Origin of the sequence: Cohnella faecalis, assembly GCF_003570905.1 — a bacterium.
GTDB lineage: Bacteria > Bacillota > Bacilli > Paenibacillales > Paenibacillaceae > Cohnella > Cohnella faecalis.
Genome location: NZ_QXJM01000039.1, coordinates 1,577,568 through 1,596,584 on the forward strand (window position 1 = coordinate 1,577,568; position 19,017 = coordinate 1,596,584).

Annotated in this window: 10 protein-coding genes; all 10 read left to right on the forward strand. The window is 54.1% G+C overall.

Annotated elements, in window-relative coordinates; genetic code table 11:
* Positions 1–28: 28 nt before the first annotated feature.
* The 10 genes from D3H35_RS20310 to D3H35_RS20355 all read left to right on the forward strand — a co-directional run bounded on the left by D3H35_RS20310 (position 29) and on the right by D3H35_RS20355 (position 18,921).
* Entirely contained in the window at positions 29–235 is a 207-nt protein-coding gene (locus tag D3H35_RS20310; protein WP_119150972.1) for a hypothetical protein, read from the forward strand.
* Entirely contained in the window at positions 232–9,792 is a 9,561-nt protein-coding gene (locus tag D3H35_RS20315) for an S-layer homology domain-containing protein (protein ID WP_119150973.1), read from the forward strand. Before D3H35_RS20310 ends, D3H35_RS20315 begins: the two co-directional genes overlap by 4 nt.
* 210 nt (positions 9,793–10,002) lie before the next feature.
* Positions 10,003–10,527 carry an RNA polymerase sigma factor gene (locus D3H35_RS20320; RefSeq protein WP_119150974.1) on the forward strand — a complete coding sequence of 175 codons (525 nt, stop codon included), beginning with the start codon at positions 10,003–10,005 and terminating at the stop codon, positions 10,525–10,527.
* A complete protein-coding gene (locus tag D3H35_RS20325; RefSeq protein ID WP_119150975.1) occupies positions 10,524–11,672 on the forward strand; it encodes a hypothetical protein in 1,149 nt (382 codons plus the stop codon). The genes D3H35_RS20320 and D3H35_RS20325 overlap by 4 nt, the downstream gene beginning before the upstream one ends.
* Before the next feature lie 183 nt (positions 11,673–11,855).
* The gene (locus tag D3H35_RS20330) at positions 11,856–13,409 is read left to right on the forward strand and encodes a malate:quinone oxidoreductase (RefSeq protein WP_267901425.1); all 1,554 of its coding nucleotides are present in this window, start codon (positions 11,856–11,858) and stop codon (positions 13,407–13,409) included.
* 129 nt (positions 13,410–13,538) lie between these two features.
* Positions 13,539–15,197 carry a helix-turn-helix domain-containing protein gene (locus tag D3H35_RS20335; RefSeq protein ID WP_119150977.1) on the forward strand — a complete coding sequence of 553 codons (1,659 nt, stop codon included), beginning with the start codon at positions 13,539–13,541 and terminating at the stop codon, positions 15,195–15,197.
* Between the two features lie 139 nt (positions 15,198–15,336).
* On the forward strand, positions 15,337–16,311 hold the full coding sequence (locus D3H35_RS20340; RefSeq protein ID WP_119150978.1) for an iron-hydroxamate ABC transporter substrate-binding protein: 975 nt from the start codon (positions 15,337–15,339) through the stop codon (positions 16,309–16,311).
* Between the two features lie 195 nt (positions 16,312–16,506).
* Positions 16,507–17,511, forward strand: coding sequence for an ATP-binding cassette domain-containing protein (locus D3H35_RS20345; protein ID WP_119150979.1), 1,005 nt, complete (start codon positions 16,507–16,509; stop codon positions 17,509–17,511).
* Positions 17,508–18,323, forward strand: coding sequence for an ABC transporter permease (locus tag D3H35_RS20350; protein WP_119150980.1), 816 nt, complete (start codon positions 17,508–17,510; stop codon positions 18,321–18,323). The genes D3H35_RS20345 and D3H35_RS20350 overlap by 4 nt, the downstream gene beginning before the upstream one ends.
* Before the next feature lie 331 nt (positions 18,324–18,654).
* Positions 18,655–18,921, forward strand: coding sequence for a CD3324 family protein (locus D3H35_RS20355; protein ID WP_119150981.1), 267 nt, complete (start codon positions 18,655–18,657; stop codon positions 18,919–18,921).
* Positions 18,922–19,017: the final 96 nt, after the last annotated feature.

A 19,017-nucleotide genomic window follows, 5' to 3' on the forward strand; every position in this document is an offset into this window, starting at 1 on the left:
TAACGCGAAGCCTGAGGAGGACCTTGTCATGAAAAGTGTTTTATCCCGAAGAAGCTTGAAGCTCGGCAGCGCTGCGCTGCTGGCGCTGCTGCTTGCTTGGGGGACGATGCTTGTACGCGCATCCGCCGACAACTGGACGGATCATGCCGATACGGACTGGTATTTGAATTATGCCGACTACACGACTTTTACGATAGATTCTCCGCCAAGCTGGCGGGAATCGCCAAGCTTGTGAATGACGGAACGACGGATTTTCAAGGGAAAATTCTTGAAGTGGACAGAGATTTGGCGCTGTCGCCCTATTCATGGGTGCCGATCGGTACGGACGGGAGCCCTTTTCGAGGGGTTCTGATCGCCAAAGGCGGAGGGCCGTTCTCGATATCGGATATTAAGGTGTCCGGAAGCTACGGTTATGCGGGCTTTATCGGCAGCATGGAAAATGCGACGATAGGGGGCTTCACCCTGTCGGGAACCGTTAACGTTAACGCTGCGGGGGATCTGTATGCAGGAGGCATAGCCGGGACTGTCACGAGCAGCGGCGGGAGCAACAGCTATATTTATGATGTAACCAATTTCATCAATCTGAACTTGACGGCGACGAACGGCGTATTTGCAGGAGGCATCGCCGGATCGGCAAGCGGGACGATTTCCAATGCGGCCAATAAAGGGACGGTTGAGGTTGCGGCAGCGGTATCCGGCTCCAGCGCCGGAGGCATTGCGGGAATCAACTCGGGGGAGCTTGTTTTGAAAACCGTATCCAATACGGCAGCCGTTTCGTCCAAGGCAGCGGCAACGTCGGTTGCCGGCGGAATACTCGGTCAGGCCGGCGCCGATCTGCTCATGGCGGACGGCCATACGGCCGTCGTCAACAGCGGAAGCGTCACGGCCGAAGAAGGGACGAACGTATACAGCGGCGGAATAGTGGGGCGGCTCGCGTCTGCAGCGGCTTCCGCTACATTTTCCAACAATACGGCCAATTCGGGCAAGGTGGAAGCGAGCTCCGCCAACTCAACGGAGTCGTACGCAGGCTCGCTGGCGGCGCTAATCGAGCGCGATTTTGAAGTCGACTTCAACTTCATCAGTACGGGGCAAGTCGTCAATCATGCCAAGGATTATGTTTATACCGGCGGTCTTGCGGGACGCGTAAAAGGGAGCTTGACGCTAAGCCGGAATTACAAGCAAACGGCGGCTGTCGAGGCATCGGCAAGCGGCACCGAATACGCGTATACCGGAGCCGTAGCGGGTTATGTGGACGGAGACATATCCGCAGCCTCCGGCTTCAGCTTGAAGAACGAAGCGGCGCTCCGCGTAGTCGGAAGCGCGGCTTCCCATGTATATACAGGCGGCTTGTTCGGCGCGGCGGACGGTACTGTCGCCTTCGACAGCACGCTGCCGGGCGCTTATGCGAACAGCGGAGACATTGAAGTAACGGGCCGATCGGACGTCTATACGGGAGGAATTATTGCCGCTCAAGCTTACGGCAAAGCGGCCGACAACGTGCTCAGCGCCGGCAATATTACGGTAACGGGAGAAAAGGCGCTGTACACCGGCGGGTACATCGGCAAGGTTGCGGGCGCGGCAGCCGACCTCAAGGGAGAAAAATACGCCCGCCGTATCGTTGTGAATGGGAATGCGACGCTAAATACGGATTTGGCGTCGGGTATTTTTACCGGCGGTATTGTCGGGTTTTATGAGACGTCAGGGGTTCTCGAGGAAGCCGCATTTACCGGAGAAATTGCCGCGGCGGGCGGAGAATACACCTATACCGGGGGCGTTGCCGGCTATTTGGGAGCCGGAACGGTCAAGAACGTTCAAGCGGGAAATACCGCCGCAGCCTACGCTTCGATTGCCTCGACAGGCAGTGCGGGAGGCGTAGCCGGGTATGCGGCGGGCGCTATCGAGTCGTCCAATCCGCAATACATTTCCGTTGCTGCACAGGGACAGGACGGCCTTCCCGGAAGAGCGGGGGCGATAGCGGGGGAAACCGCATTGGCGGCGAGCATCGGCAGTCCTTCTTCGCCGCTCGGTGTTAAAAATGTCAGTGTAACTTCCGAAGGAGACCATACCCGTCTCGGCGGAGCGGTTGGCGAGAACCGTTCGAGCAGCGTATATATCGTCTTGCCGCTCGATGACGCGGACGAGCTGACCGTTGCGTCGGACGGCGACGATTCCGCCATCGGCGGCGTGTTCGGGAAGAACAGCGCTCCGCTTGCGGCAGCCAACCTTAGCCGGGTTGCCAATATCAAAGTAATGTCAGGCGGGCGGAATGCCATCGTTGGTGGAATCATCGGAGACAACTATGGCGTGCTTGACAGTCTGGGTATTCGGAATCCCGACGTCTCTTCGGAGGGACAGGGAACGATGGCAGGTCTGCTCGCGGGCCGCAGCAGCGGCAGCATCGTGCACCCGGAAGTGTTCGGCGAGGATAGCGGCATTCCAAAGCTTGCCGTAAGCGGGCGGCAATCCGTCGCCGGAGGAATCGTCGGCTTTCTGGACAACGCGGCGATTACCGGGAACGGCACGGACGCGGACATTGCCGATGTCCGGATCGCCGCGACGGGAGAGGACAGCGCGGCGGGCGGAATTGCGGGCAAAAGCCGGTCGTCCGATGTGCAATCCGTTATTGTCGACAGCCCTGTCATTACGATTAGCGGCAACGGCTCCACGGCCGGAGGTATAACGGGGGAAGCGACGGGAGAGCAGCGCCATATTGCCGATAGCGCCGTCCTCAGGCCTCTGATTACGGCCAATGGCGACAATTCAAAGGCCGGAGGCATAGCCGGATATACGGAGGTTGAAATTGCGGACTCCTCAATCGCCGCGTATGACGGAGAGTACTCCGTCCTGAAAGTCGGCGGGAGCGGCTCCTTCGCCGGAGGCATCGCAGCCAAAGCTATTGGCGTCTCCATTAGCGGCGACGCGCAGAGCAACAATATCGAAAGTCTGCTCATCAACGTTCTCGCAACGGCGGACGGCGCAACCGTCGGCGGAGCCGTCGGCTGGAATGAAGGCACTTCCGTGCGCAAGCTGTATGCCGACAGCGTGAAGATGACCGTGAGCGCCCCTAATGCCAAGGCGGGCGGATTGGCAGGCTACAACAAAGGGACCGAAACCGCTGTTATCGCCGACAACTACATGTCGGAAGTCCAGCTTACGGCAGCTTCCACAGCCGGAAATTCCACTTTAGGAGGCATCGTGGGATTGAATGACGGCAGGGACGGCAGTCTCGACAGCGGCGATCCGAAGACGGCTGTCAGCTCGATTCGGAATAACCGGATTTTGGGCAGCCTGACGGTGAATTCGCCGGATTCCAAGGTCGGCGGACTAGCCGGAGAGAATCGCTCCGTTGTAGCGAACAACAGCATTTCCGACGGCTTCCGAGTGTCGTCCCAAGGAAGCGGCAACACGGTCGGGGGACTGGTCGGATTGAATACGAAAACGGTGTTTTACTCGTTCTCCAATGCGGGCTTGACTCTGGGAGGCAGCCGGGTGGCGGCGGGAGGGCTTGTCGGCGAAAATACCGGACTTGTCAGCTCCTCCTACATCGCCAAGGATGTGACGGCGCAAATTAGCGGAACGTCGTCCGCTTACGCCTATTTGGGCGGTTTGATCGGCAAAAACAGCGGCATCGTCGAAAAATCGTACACTTCATCCGTTGTGACCGCCAATGGCGCTTATGTATGCGTCGGAGGTTTGACCGGTTGGCAGGCCGGCGGCAGCGTGACGAGCAGCTACGCGGCCAAAAACGTGCTGGCGAAAGGGTCAAGTTCCTTCTCGGGAGGACTCCTCGGAAGAATCACGGCCGGAACTATCGGCGACAGCTATTCGGCAGGGCGGATTTCCGGAGCGAGCGGCGCCTACAGCGGGGGGTTCGCCGGAAGATACGACACTGCAAACAAGGAGCTTTTGAACAACAGCTACTATGTAAAGGATGAAAGCCTCGGCATTAACAGCGGCCTTCTGGACTTTGCGGCAGGAAACTATTACGAGCTGAAGCTCTATATGCGTCTGTCTCCGATTCTATCGGCAAGCCTGGCGGACAGGGAAGCGTTCAAAACGTTGTCTGGCTGGGATTTCAGCAGCCAGAACAGACTGTGGAAGTACGGTTCGTCTCAAGCGGAGTACGCCTATCCCGAATTGGTGCTTGATGCGAACAGCGGAGGAGGCTCGCCTCAAACCGATGTGGGCACCAACATTAGCTGGTATACGCAGCATAAGGACGAGCTTCGCTTCTATATCGATTCCGAAGCCGAGCTGGCGGGGCTGGCGGCTATCGTAAACGGAAGCGTGACGGGACTTCCGAAGTTTGATTTTGCCGGAAGAGTCGTCGAGGTGACGGCTCCCGTCACGATCCAGTCCGCGCAGTGGGCGCCTGTCGGGAACAGCGAAGAGAATGCCTTTCAGGGCAGCTTCGACGGCGGCAATCATTTAATAAGCGGCCTTAGAGCGGATGGACAGGATTTTACCGGATTGTTCGGCGTTATCGGCAATCGCGGCGAAGTTCGCAACGTGAAGCTTGCTCCGGTGTCCGTCACGGGAACGGGCAGTGTCGGAGGTTTGGCCGGCTTGAACAAGGGCAGCATCGCGCAAGTGGAAGTTATTCTTGCCGACGGAGCTTACGTATCGGGCGGTGACCGTGCGGGAGGCGTAGCGGGTGAGAGTCGCGGAACCGTCCGGGATGTCGCCGTAACCGTGGACTCGTCGGGAGAAGTCCGCTCCGAAACCGTTGGCGCAGCGGTCGGCGGGGTCATTGGGGAAGCTTCGGCAGGATCGTTAGCCGACGCAAACATTGCATTGAATGGCGGACAAATCAAGGGCACAGGCTCCGGCAGCAGCTCGGGAGGCGCAGTCGGCGTCTCCGGCGCGGGCCATTCGATCAGCGGCATAAGGCTGCTTGCCGATAATGCTGGCGTGGTTAACCCGGTGAACATTACGGGTCACGGGAATGCGGGAGGCATCGCAGGGGACAAGAAGGGGAAAGGAATTGCCGAGTGGGATGTCGCCGATGTGACGGTGGAGCATGTCGTCATTTCCTCGGGCAACGGCGGAAACGCGGGAGGCATTGTCGGAACGGTGGAGAACGGCGCCGTTCGGAACGCGGTTTTCGCCGGGGCAATTCGCATCAGCGCCGACGGCGTAAGCGCGGGAGGGCTTGCCGGTAAAAGCTTGAACTCCATCTTGTACAAAGGAAAAGCGACGCCTGAGCTGACGTTGTCCACAACGTCGGAGGAAAGCTATGTCGGAGGCTTGGCGGGAATAATCGAAAATACGGGCTCTGATACGGCATTCGATTTCGGCAAGCTGCTTCCTGTATATCGAGGTATTACGCTTTCCGAGTCCGAGGGCGGAACGATCAGCGTTCAGGCAACGGGCTATCGGGCCGATGTTTCGGTCGGCGGCGTTGCGGGGAAAAATGCGTCCTCATCCGTTTATGAGACGAGCTCGGATACGAAGCTTGAGGCGACAGGAGTCAGAACGGTCAACATCGGCGGTATTGCGGGCTGGAACGAAGGCGATATTATCGGCGGCACAGCCGCTTCCGATATTACGGCTTCCGATTCCGGCATTTACAATGCGGGAGGAGTTGTCGGCTTTACGTCAGGCGGACGGATTGTCTATTCGCGGGCGGATGGCGGCAAAGCGATTGCAATCGGCAGCGCGGCGGCCATCCAGCAAGTTACTCCCGCCACCTATGCGGGAGGCTTTGCAGGCAGAGCGGCCGATACGACGATTCGGAACTCGTCCGCCGACTCGGTTGTGACGGTATACTGCGACAATGCGCACAACACGGTGTACGCGGGCGGCTTTGCCGGGCTGCTACAGTCCGGCATCTACGGCAGCGGAACGATTAAGCGGTCTTATGCGCAAGGATCCGTTACCGTATCGGGAAAAAGCGGTTCGTATGCCGGAGGCTTTGCCGGAAGCATAGAAGGTTATGTCATCGAAGAAGCTTACGCTTCCGCGACGGTAGCGAATACGGCGTTCGACGCCAGAAGCGGCGGCTTTGCAGGCGTAATCGAGCAAAGCGCAACGATCGAGCAAGCTTACGCCGTCACGAGCAGCGTGGAGGCCAAGGGCTCGCACGGAGCGACAAGAGCTTATGCCGGAGGCTTCGCAGGGTATAACAACGGCAGCCTGACGGAAACGTACGCCTCCGCTTTGCGCGTGGCCTCTGTAGCCAATGGCTCGAATTCTTATGTAGGCTCCTTCATCGGCTACAACTTCAGGGACGGTCAGGTAAACGGCTCTTATTATGCGGATGCGGGCAAAGCCGGAATCGGGCACGGAACGTCCGCTCAAAGTCTTGAGCCGGTCGACTTCTCCGGGCGGCAGCCTCTTGCCGGATGGGATTTCTCCACAGACGATGCCCATTGGGCTTATTTGGCGGGAGTGAACGGCGATAAACCGGTGCTGAGGAATATAACCAACTGGACGTTCGCTCCCGACTTGACCTTCCTCATGGAAGCGGAGTCCGTTGACGAGCTTGTCATTTTCAGCGAACGCCAGCTTGGAGCAGCGGTTCTGTTAAGCAATGACGAGGATTTGAGCTTCTACCGTTTGTACGATAAAGCCGCGACGCAAAAGCCTAGGTTATCGAAGCTGCGGCTGGAGGCGGATTTGAACCTTTCAGGCTCGTTGTGGATTCCCTTTGAGCAGTTCGAAGGCGTCTTTGACGGCAACGGAAAAACAATCGCCGGTATGAGCTACTACGGCATGGACTACGATCGCTATGGCTTCGTGCGGAGCAACAAAGGAACTATCAGCAACATTGCGTTCAAAGACGCCCGTATCGAAGCGGGGGGCGATGTCGGAATCGTGGCGGGAGAAAACGCGGAGAGTGCCGTCATATCCACCATCACAATAAGCGGAGAAGTGGCCGGAAGCGGGGACTATGTTGGCGGCGCGGCAGGAAAAAGCGAAGGCTCCTTGACCGGGATTACCGTTCGGGGGCTACGCGTCGACGGGCGCCATTACGTTGGCGGCGTTGCGGGCGCGGCGGCAGGCATCTCCACGGTAACGGCGGAGGATGTAACGGTTAAGGGCCAGAGCTTCCTTGGAGGAGCGGTCGGAAAAGCAACAGGTCTCGTCCGCGATATTACAGCCCGGAACGTGACGGTGGAAGCCGCAGCCGGAACGGCGGCGGGCATCGTGCCGGAAAATGAGCATGGCGTACAAAACGTTAAGCTGAGCGGGGCAGCCGTTACAGGCTCAGGCCTCGTCGGAGGGATCGTTGGCAAGTCGTCGTCGGTCATTAGCGATGCTTCCGTTCAAGGGGAGCTGCTTGCGCACGGAGGCGTTGTCGGCGGCATTGCTGGCAGCAACGAAGGGACTATCGAAAATTCCCGGTTCAATGGCCTTATTGCGGGCACGGGGCAAGCTGCGGGCGGCATAGCGGGCGACAACGGAGCCCGAATTACCGAATCGTATGCAACCGGAAGCGTCGAGCTCGAAGCGGCCGACGCGCAGGTGAAAGTCGGCGGAATCGCGGGAACCAATGGATCGGCGGCAATCGTCGAAGAAAGCTTTTCCTCGGCTTCCGTTCGAGCGAGGGGCGATAACGCCAGCGCGGGAGGAATAGCCGGAGAGAACGAAGGAAGCTTGCGCGGCGTCCTTAATGCCGGGAATATCGAAGCTTCGGGAGCAAGCTACGCCCGGGCAGGCGGCGTAGCAGGGTACGCGTTGGCAGGGAGCATTAACAACGCGCTGAGCTACGGGCAAGTCGAAGGAAGCATTAACGGACGGATGGTGTACAAAAAGACGTTTTACGGCGGAATCGCGGGGCAGGCGGAAGAGCAAGCGTCTTTCGAAAATTCATACAGCGACAGACAGATGCTCAAGGAAATCATTGCTTACAGCGACAGCAGCGGCCATTTCGTGCGGTCGGTTCAAGGGAAAGCCGTGAACGCAGGCACCGCCGCTCTTACAGAGGGCGACCTGCCGGCAGGCTTGGACGACCAAGTATGGCGGGCGCAAGCGGGATTCTATCCGCGCCTTATTGCCTTCGACGGAGTAGACACGGCGAAGCTGGCGGCAGCGGCGGTCAAGCTGAATGAACGCGATACGGCCTACGATGTGAAGTCGGACTACGTTCTGACGCAGGATTCCTCCATCGTATGGAGTACGGTCAGAAACGGCGGCGTCATTCTGCTTACCGCCTCTCTCCAGCAGGAGAGCCGAACGATAGCCGTGAACAAACCGGCGCTCATGTACGCCGATACAGCCGGGAAGCCGTCGGGATTGACGGACAGCACCTTCAAGGAATCGGTTCAAGTATCGCTGACTACCGATGAAGCGGGAGGCGTCATCCATTACACATTGGACGGCAGTCTGCCAACGGAGGAATCTCCGGTCTATGACGGCGAATTGACTTTATCCAAAACAACGACGGTAAGAGCGATCGTCAAGGTTGAAGGCAAAAACGACAGCGATGCGGCGCAAGCCGTGTATACGAAAGAAGCCGTTTCCGGAGGCGAGGGAGGCGGAGGATTCCCTGCCGGCGGCGGAGCAACGGTTCCTCCGACCGATTCGGACACTGAAATTTGGGTGAACGGCAAGGCGGAAAACGTTGGTACGGAAAAGGCGTCGTCCGAAGGAGGACGCGTAACGACAACGATCTCCGTCAATGAAGAGGCTATGAACAAGCTGCTGCAGACGTATGGAGACAACGCGGAAATCGCCGTTGTTTTCAACAAGAAGTCGGAAGTATCGGCAGCGGAGCTGAGCGCGCAGCTCGTCAAGGCAATGGCGGATACGAAAGCGTTCCTCAAGGTGGATATCGGCAACGTCGCTTATCGCATTCCGGCAGCTCAGCTTTATCAAGAAGCCATTCTCCAAAGGCTGGGGGGACAAGCGGCTGCGGCGGCGGATGTCCGGGTTCGGATCGAAATCTCCATTCCGGAACAGGCTCGGCAATTGGAGCAAGCGGCATCCAATGGAGGGTATACTTTTGTCGTTCCGCCGACGGCATTCAAAGTGACCTATGCTCTCGGCTCCACGGTTGCGGAAGCGAGTCTCTATGACGCTTATGTGGAACGGAGCTTCGTTCTGTCTTCCTCCGCTCCGGAAGCGTCGGGGATGGCAGGCGTCAGCGTTGCGGAAGATGGAACGGTCAGTCCTGTCCCAACCCGATTCAGCGTCTCCGGCGGAACAAAGGCTGCCGTTATGAAGAGCCTTGCCAGCGGCGGCACGTTCGCGATCGTCTCCTCCGAGGCGAATTTCCGCGATCTGTCCGCTCATTGGGCGAAGCAGGCCATAAACGATCTGGGCGTCCGATTGATCTTGAATGGCACCGGAACAGGCTTGTTTGAGCCTAACCGCAGCATTACCCGGGCAGAGTTCGCGGCGATTGCAGTCAAGGCGTTGGGGCTGCAGGGGGTTTCCAGCACGGGCAGCGCTCTATTCACCGATGTGAAGGCAGCGGATTGGTATGCTCCTTATGTTGGAATCGCGTATCAATTCGGTTTGATTTCCGGGTATAGCGACGGCAGCTTCGGAGGGAAGAATTCCATTAGCCGCGAGCAGGCTATGGTCATTATCGCAAGAGCGATGAAGCTGGCCGGACTTCAAGCAACCGTCACGGAGGCGGAAGCGCAGCAGCTGCTGGCTTCCTTTGCCGACGCGGACGAAATATCGGGCTATGCCAAAGCCGACATTGCCGCAAGCGTCAAAGCGGGTTTGGTGTCGGGCAGAAGCGGCGCCGAAGGCACGGCAATTTCTCCGGGTGAGCAGATGACACGGGCTGAGGTAGCTGCGATTATTCGGAACCTGCTGAATTTGTCCGGCTTGATCTAATTGTACAGAGCATATACGGGATGGGCCGCCAAGACGGATGAACAATCTGTCTTGGCGGCCCTTTTGTATTGCTTTTGCATGGCTGCAGGAGAGGAGTTACGAGAGAAAATCTTATAAAGTCGGAGCTGCGAGAAACTCCATTTTGTTGTAAACCAATTTCAAAGTTATGACAATATATAAGGGAATGGCCATTCGGAAAGGAGCAGCTAATTGGATATCGAAGAGCTAAGCAATCTTGTAAAGCTGCATGGCAAAGCGATCTACGCATTTTGCTACAAGCTTGCGGGGAATAAGACGGATACGGATGATCTCTATCAGGAAACTTTCCTTAAAGCTATGGAAGTGCGCCATAAAATGGATCCGAATCAAAATCCGAAAGGATTTCTCATCTCTATAGCGATTCGATTGCGCAAAAACAATCGCCGGAAATTTGCCTGGAGGCAGCGGATTGCACCCTTAGCCGGGCTCAACGAGGCTGTGGATAATGCTAGCGGGCTTGAAGGAGAAGCAACTCCGGAGGAGGCTGTGCTGTCCCAGGAGCTTCGCGGCATGATACAAGCCGCGGCCGACAGGCTGGACGACAAGCTGAAGCTTCCGCTCTATATGTACTATACGGCAGAAATGTCCGTCGAAGAGATCGCGTCGGCGCTCCAAATTCCGGCGGGAACCGTTAAAAGCAGGCTTTACCAGTCACGAAAAGCTATGAAAAAGCTATTGGAGGTTGAGTCTCTATGAACGATACAGAGAAGTGGGACCGATTGCTCAAGCAAGCCCTTGCCCCTGAAGCGGAGCCCGATGAGAAATTGAACGAAAGCATCATTAGCCAGCTGAAGGAGAATAACAGAAGCAAGCGCAGTTACAGGAAAAGGATTTCTGCAGCAGTATTGGTTGCCGTATTCACGCTTGTTATGTCGGTCACGGCTTTTGCGGCTTCACAATTTTTCAGCTCCAAGCAGGTTGCCGAGCATCTGGGAGAGCAAATTTTGGCCAAAGCATTCGATAGCAGCGACGCCATCGAAATCAATCAAACTATCGATTCCGGCGATTACAGCTTTACTTTGCACGGGATTGTCTCCGGGGCGGGACTTAGGGAATTGAAAAGCTCTGCGCAGGATATTTATCCCGACAGGACATATGCTGTCGTATCAGTGGCCAGGCAGGATGGCGGCCCAATGCCGTCTACGAGCGACCCGGAATACGGTAAGGAGCCGTTCTTCGTTTCTCCGCTCATTAAAGGCCAGAAGCCGTGGCAGGTCAATATCGCAACGATGAACGGCGGTTACAGCGAGGTTGTGTTGGACGGAATTATGTACAGACTGATTGAATGCGACGGAGTGGAAATGTTCGCCGACCGAGGGGTGTACCTGGCTGTCAGCAGCGGCAGCAGCTTCTACAACAGCGAAGCGTTCGCCTATAATGAGAGTACGGGTGAAGTAAGCGCCAGAACCGACTATAAGGGAATCTCGCTTCTGTTCGATCTGCCTCTGGACAGAGCCAAAGCCGACCGCGCCAAGGCCGATGCCTATTTGAAGGAGCTGCTGCGGGAACCGTCGGAGGACGAACCGACCGATCCGGCTTCCGTTGACGATGCCGCTGAAGCGGATTTGGCAAACAAAATAGAAGCTTTGAAGAAAAAAATACCCGGTGGCACCGTTATTCCCGAATCGATCAAAGAAGTGACCGCTGACGACCAAGGCAAAATCCACTACGAGTATGACGATTGGACCGTTACGATTCTTCTTGAGGAGTTGTTTGTGGAAGGCCAAACGGGGATTTCGGATGCCGTTTCCTTCAGTGGGGATGGCAGAAATTACAAGGCGCTTCAATTTTCAAAGGATGAAAATGGTGTTGTTACCGGCAAAATTATAATCTTGGAATAGGTTTGCTTCCCGGCAAGAGCGATGCTGCTCTGCCGGTTTTTTTATGGACAGGAAACATATTGAAAAGATGAAAAAATAAAAATAGCACAACGTTATGCACAATTATTTTATTCTATTACTAATAGTGATAAACTACGATAAGGCTATCATTGATCCAGAAAAGATGTATGTAAATCGAAAGCTATAAGGAAGGTAAATATGAGCAACGAACAAACGAAAACAGACGTTATTTTAATCGGCGCCGGAATCATGAGTGCGACATTGGGGTCGCTGCTGAAGGAATTAGTGCCCGACTGGAAAATTACAGTGTTCGAGAGGCGCGCAACCGCAGGAGAGGAAAGCTCCAACGAATGGAATAATGCGGGAACGGGGCATTCTTCGCTATGCGAGCTTAACTATACCGTCGAAAAACCGGACGGATCCATAGATATTAGCAAAGCTATCAAGGTTAATGAAGAGTTTCAAGTTTCAAGGCAGTTCTGGTCTTATCTTGTAGACAGCAATGTGATTCGCAACCCGCGAGACTTTATCGTGCCGGTGCCGCATATGAGTTTTGTAAAAGGGGAGCAAGACGTAACCTTTTTAAGAAAACGTTATGAAGCGCTGGTCGACAATCCCCTGTTTCAAGGGATGGAATATTCCGAAGATCCGGAAAAGCTGGCGGAATGGATTCCTCTTATGATGAAAGACCGGACATTGGACAAACCTATAGCGGCTACAAGAATCGAATCCGGAACGGATGTCAATTTTGGCGCTTTAACGCGCATATTGTTCGACCAACTTAAAAGTAAAGATGTCGATATTAAATTCAATCATCAAGTTGATGATATTAAACGCACTGGCGACGGATCGTGGGAATTGAAGGTGCGGGATGTCGACAGCGGCACCGCCCAACGCCATACTGCAAAATTCGTCTTTATCGGCGGCGGGGGAGGAAGCCTGCATTTGCTGCAAAAATCCGGTATTCCCGAAGGAAAAGGTATTGGGGGATTTCCGGTAAGCGGACTATTCATGGTGTGTCAAAAACCGGATGTAGTGGCGCAGCATAAGGCAAAAGTATACGGACAAGCTGCGGTCGGCGCTCCTCCGATGTCTGTTCCGCATCTGGACACCAGAGTGATCGACAACAAAGAATCGTTGTTTTTCGGGCCGTTTGCCGGCTTCTCGCCAAAGTTCTTGAAATTCGGTTCCATGTTCGATTTGATCACTTCCGTAAAACCGCATAATCTCGTAAATATGATCGCGGCAGGCGTCAAAAACGTTTCATTGACAACCTACTTGATTAAACAAGTGATGTTATCGAAAGATCAGCGCATGGAAGAGCTGCGGGAATTTGTCCCGAACGCCAACAGCGAGGACTGGAATTTGCTGGTCGCAGGCCAGCGTGTGCAAATTATTAAAGAAACGGCTGCCGGCAAAGGAACGCTTCAATTCGGTACGGAAGTTATTAGCGCCGCCGACGGTTCGATCGCCGCATTGCTCGGAGCTTCTCCCGGTGCGTCTACCGCCGTTTCCGTCATGCTTGAAGTTATAAAAAAATGCTTCCCGCAGCATATTAAAGCTTGGGAGCCGAAAATCAAAGAAATGATTCCTTCTTACGGCGTGTCGCTGTTGAAAAACCCGGAGCTTATCCGTGACAATCATACTTCGACATCGCGATCGCTTGGTCTAAGCGAAAGCTTGCCGTCAACAGATAGCGCGCCGAACGGTATTATAAACAACGAGGTTTTGATTTAAGAAAGCTTCTTTGTCTGAATGAGCTGTTTTCTGTTTAGTTTGCTTCAATAAAAAAGCGGCAGTCCAGGACTTTATTTTCTCGTCCATGGCTGCCGCTGTTTCTATAACGGGGTAATGGAGGCTTTGGTTGTGAACAACGTTGTCGCCTCGGAATGGGCGGAGTCCCGCTTTCCGCTATATACAGCTGAGAGGATCCATTCGCTGTTTAGCACCTCGAATCTTCCGGAGTATAAATTTAATGAGAGCTTGACCGTGCTGATTGCGATTGCGGGCGGCGAGGGTATCCTTAAGGCCGACGATCAAATATATGAGCTTATGGAAGGGAGCGTCATCCTTCTGCCGGCACATAGCGATGCCGCACTAATTGCGAAGCGCCCGCAGCCGCTCCACGCTTATATGCTGGTAATCGGCACCAGAGAGCAGGCGATGTCCGCAGCTTCAGGCGCTATGATACGGAAAAGCGAAGCGGCTTCCAATTCGACTATTCAAATGTTCCCTCACGAGCCTGCGATTGCGGCCGGCTTGGAGGAGCTTTACATCCATCGATCTCCGGAAAGCGAAGCTCGCCATGTGCAGAATCAAATTGTGTTTCACCAAATCATTCTCCAATTGCTCGACCGGCAAGAGTCCAAGTATGCGGCAAGCGAGCAGCCGTCCATGGAACGCAGCATTGCTTACTTGGAGAACCACTACAGCGAAAAAATAACGCGCGAGCGGCTAGCCGAAATAGCAGGTGTAAGCCGCTCCCACTATTCCATTCTTTTTAAGCAGCTTACAGGCTTCACGCCCAATGAATACTTGTCGCGGCTTCGCGTTCACCGAGCCAAGGAGCTGTTAATTAACGGATCGGGCACGCTTAGGGAGATTGCGCTGAAGGTCGGTTACAAGGATGAATTTTATTTGAGCCGCCGCTTTAAGCAACAGACGGGGGAGCCTCCTTCCGTCTACAACCGCGGATCCTTCGAACGAGTGGCTGTATGGCTTACGCCATATGCCAGCCATCTGCTGCTGCTTGGATTGGAGCCTGCCGTCATCATTTCGGACAACAGCGAATATGTGAATGCGGCCGGCCTGCAGCCGCCGCAAACGATGATATTTATTAATGCCGACAGCTCTGTAGAACAAGTGAAGTCGGTATTGCTCGACAACAACGTCGAGCTGATTATTGCGGCCAGTCAGCATTTACAGCAATATGGGCTGAATGCCGGACATATGCGGGCTGTAGCGCCTATTGTGGAAATTTCATGGATGGAAATAGGATGGAAGGAGCACCTTCGTCTCATCGCTCAGGTTATTCAAAGAAGCGAGCGGGCTGAGCAGTGGTTAGCGGATTTCGAGAAAGAGGAACAGGCAGCCCGTTCACTGGTGCAGCAAAGCGAAGCCGCGAATGAGATCATAACGATTCTCGTTATTAAGCCGGAGGAATTGCTTGTATATGGAGCGCGGAATGTCGGATATGTTGTGTATCAATCGCTTGGTCTGCAGCCCCCTGCAAAAATCAAGCGGGAGATGGAGAAGCTCGGGGATCGACTTCACTCCATTCCCATAGAGATATCGGAGCTTGCGGATTATGCCGGAGATCGGATATTGGCCATTGTTTTTCCGGACGTTAAAGGTTCCACTGCGCATTCCGAAGCGATATTCAGCTCCTCCTACTGGAACGAGCTTCCCGCCGTACGGCGGAACTGCGTTCATTATCTGGACAAGGATGAATGGATTCCTTACAACCCGGTTTCCATTCGTTTGCAGCTTCAACGAGCTGCCGCTTTATTTGCAGGCCGTCAATAGTCCAAGACGATCTTCAAACAAAAAGGCATGGTTTGGCGCATTATGCATCTCTATAATAGTTTATGTAAATGAGAATGATATTCATAATCATGATCATCGCGATTAAAACATTGCAATTGAAAAGGGAGAGAGTCATTTAATGAAAAAGCTTTCCGTTCCATTCGTTCTAACCCTTGTTCTTCTATTGAGCGCTTGCGGCGGCAACCAAGCGAACAAGAACAACGATGCAAGCAGCCCTTCCGCCGAGTCTTCCTCGACCGCTCCGTCGGCATCTCCATCGGCGTCGGCTGCTTCGGAATCGGCTACCTTTACTTATCAATCGGAGAACGGACCCGTAGAAGTTCCGACCCATCCGCAGCGCGTCGTCGTACTTACCAGATTTTTGACGGGTAACGTTATGATACTTGGCGTACCGTTGGTCGGCGTGGATGAAATGTCCAAGGACAACCCGAATTTCGCAGAGAAGCTGAAGGACGCGGAGGCCGTCTCGGACGAAAGCCTTGAGAAGATCATCGAGCTGAATCCCGACCTTATTATCGGTCTCTCGGATATTAAAAACATCGATAAATTCAAGCAAATCGCTCCAACGGTTACTTATACCTACGGTAAAGTCGATTTCAAGCAGCAGCAGCTGGAAGTCGGCAAATTGTTGAACAAGGAAAAAGAAGCCCAGGCATGGGTAGAAGATTTCGACGCCCGGACGAAGAAAGCCGGAGAAGAGATCAAGGCGAAGATCGGTGCGAATGCGACGGTCTCGGTCATCGAGACCTTCAATAAGCAGCTCTATGTGTATGGTGAAAACTTTGGCCGCGGAACCGAGCTTCTCTACGGGCAATTCGGGCTGAGCATGCCTGAGAAGGTTAAGGAAGCAACGAAGAAAGACGGTTACTTCGCCGTATCGACGGAAGTTCTGAAGGATTATTCCGGCGACTATGTCATTTTCAGCAAAAACGCAGATGAAGACAACACATTCCAGGGTACCCAGTCGTACAAGAACATTCCAGCTGTCAAAAATCAGCACGTCTTTGAGGCCGATGCGAAAACCTTCTACTTTAACGATCCGCTAAGCATGGAATACCAACTGGAATTTTTCATTCAACATTTTCTCGGTTAAATTTTTATCGCCATACCAAAGCAAAATGCCCCTTCGATAATGGAGGGAAATGCGGCTGGGCCGCTGAGATGGATATTAATCTGTCGCAGCGGTCCTTTTGTATTGGGTAAGGGGGATCAACTCATCGCTAATTCACATTCCGTTCATAAATATGATTTACCATCCTAAGTAATCAGTTACGTAGGAGGAATTGCAATGGATCATTGGGCCGTTGAAGCGCACGGGCTCGTCAAAGCTTTTGGCAATAACCGCGCGGTGGATGGAGTAAATCTGAATGTACGCGCCGGTTCGATCTATGGCGTGCTTGGTCCGAATGGGGCCGGCAAGACTACCACAATACGAATGCTGGCGACCTTGCTTCGACCGGATGCGGGTTCGGCGCGAATTTTCGGGCACGATGTGGCGAAGGAATCGCAGATTGTCCGTCAATTGATCGGAGTAACCGGTCAGTACGCATCGGTCGACGAGTCTCTCAGCGCTACCGAGAACCTGATCATCTTCTCCCGGCTGCTCGGACTGGGGCGCGCAGAGGCGCGGCGTAAGGCAGAGGAGCTGCTTGAGGAATTTGGTTTGTCCGAGGCTGCGAAGCGGCCGTTGAAAAATTTCTCCGGCGGCATGCGTCGCCGACTGGATCTGGCGGCAAGCCTCATCGCACAGCCGCCGCTTATTTTCCTGGACGAACCGACAACCGGGCTGGACCCTCGAACGCGCGCGCAGATGTGGGAAACGATCCGCCGATTGGTGAAGACGGGATCGACGGTTCTGCTAACGACGCAGTATCTCGACGAGGCGGATCAACTGGCTGACCGGATCGCGGTTATCGATCGGGGACAAGTCGTCGCCGAGGGCACCGTGGATGAATTGAAAACGTCAGTCGGCACCTCGTCGCTGCAATTGAAGGTCCAGAATCCGCAGGACATCGAAGATGCCCGTCGGACCATTGAACAGGTGCTCAAAGTCCAATCTAGTATGTCGTCGGAAGCGGGAAAGATTACCGCACCGATGGCGGACGCCGACCGGGTTACCGACTTGCTTATCGCTCTCCGCGCCGCCGGGATTCATTTGGCCGAGATAAGCGTACAGAAACCGACTCTTGACGAGGTGTTTCTAACGATCACCGGCCATGGCGTTAAAGAGGACGAATCACTGGCGTCACTGGCGTCCGATGAATCCAACAGAGCGGAGGCGGCAAAAGTATGAGAAAAGCTTCAATAAAGCCGGGTGCTAATCTTCAACTGAAAAACTATACGAGCTTCGGCCAGACGGTGCGCAACTCATTGACGATGGCCTATCGAGGTCTATTGAAAATTCGGCGCACACCCGAGCAATTGTTCGACGTTACGTTGCAGCCGATCATTTTCACCCTGATGTTTACGTACATTTTTGGCGGAGCTATTTCCGGAGACGTACAAAGCTATTTGCCCGTCATCATTCCCGGGATTCTCGTGCAGACGGTGATTACGACTTCTATCGTTACCGGCGTTCAACTGCGCGAGGACATGGACAAAGGCGTGTTTGACAGATTCAAATCATTGCCGATCGCGCGCATTGCACCGCTCGCGGGAGCTCTGTTGGCAGACACCATCCGGTATACGATAGCGACGGTGCTTACTTTTTCCATGGGATATATAATGGGTTATCGGCCCGACGGCGGTCTGGATCACGTCGCCATCGCCGCGGTTCTTGTGATTTTCTGTTCTTGGGCTATCAGTTGGATTTTTGCCTTCTTCGGCGTTATAGCCCGTACCGCCTCAAGCGTACAAGGGATATCGATGATCGTTCTGTTTCCGCTCACGTTTCTCTCTAACGCGTTCGTGCCGGTCAAGACTATGCCCGACTGGCTTCAGTGGTTTGTTAACATCAATCCGATCTCGCACCTCGTCTCTGCCGTCCGAGAGCTTTCCAACTCTGGAACCGTGGGCTGGGACCTTGTTATTTCTCTCATCGGAGCGGTTGTCATTGTATCGATCTTTGCGCCTATCACAGTACGGGCATATATGCGCCGGACGTAGTGCGGCTAATCGCTAAGCCCCAAGCTGCATAGGCTTGGGGCTTTTCGTCGTTTCTTACACAACAGAAGGAATTTACGGGAATATACTCGAATACATACCGATAAGCTCGAGAATCCCATACTCTAATCGTGCTAATGGAGGGATAAGTTGAACAAATCACTCGCAAATGGCTGGCTCCATGCAAAGTCTATGTTATGAACGACTGCGGTTGTTTGTATGGAGCCTTTTAAAGTGACCGCGTTTTTTCATGCCGACTAGGTTGGAGAAATCAGTTTATAGTATAGGCTTTGCTACCTTAAAATCATTTCTATTTTAAGGAGCGGAGTTTTATATGAAATACATTAAAGCGGATACCGTCTTCCCGGAAGAATTGCTCGCGCAAATTCAGAAGTACGTCCAGGGTCGGCTCGTATACATCCCTAATCCGGAAGGGTTTCGTAAGAAGTGGGGAGAAAATTCAGGCAGCAGAACATACCTTTCCCTCCGAAACAGCGAGATTCGCCGACAATTCGATGAGGGAAAGACGATCGGCGACCTCATGGATGATTTCAGCCTTTCTTACGATAGCATTAAAAAAATCGTGTACTCTAAAAAATAATTCCAACGCGAGGCTTGCCGGATTCCGATCCGCAAGCCTTTTTCTGCGCTAATCTCGGTTATTAATTATTCTTTACCTATATGAAACGAAGCGTAA

What these genes read in the sequence shown, in the direction of transcription:
- D3H35_RS20310 (WP_119150972.1), top strand. Translation starts at nt 29, where the DNA reads ATGAAAAGTGTTTTATCCCGAAGAAGCTTGAAGCTCGGCAGCGCTGCG.
- D3H35_RS20325 (WP_119150975.1), top strand. Translation starts at nt 10,524, where the DNA reads ATGAACGATACAGAGAAGTGGGACCGATTGCTCAAGCAAGCCCTTGCC.
- D3H35_RS20340 (WP_119150978.1), top strand. Translation starts at nt 15,337, where the DNA reads ATGAAAAAGCTTTCCGTTCCATTCGTTCTAACCCTTGTTCTTCTATTG.
- D3H35_RS20345 (WP_119150979.1), top strand. Translation starts at nt 16,507, where the DNA reads ATGGATCATTGGGCCGTTGAAGCGCACGGGCTCGTCAAAGCTTTTGGC.
- D3H35_RS20350 (WP_119150980.1), top strand. Translation starts at nt 17,508, where the DNA reads ATGAGAAAAGCTTCAATAAAGCCGGGTGCTAATCTTCAACTGAAAAAC.
- D3H35_RS20355 (WP_119150981.1), top strand. Translation starts at nt 18,655, where the DNA reads ATGAAATACATTAAAGCGGATACCGTCTTCCCGGAAGAATTGCTCGCG.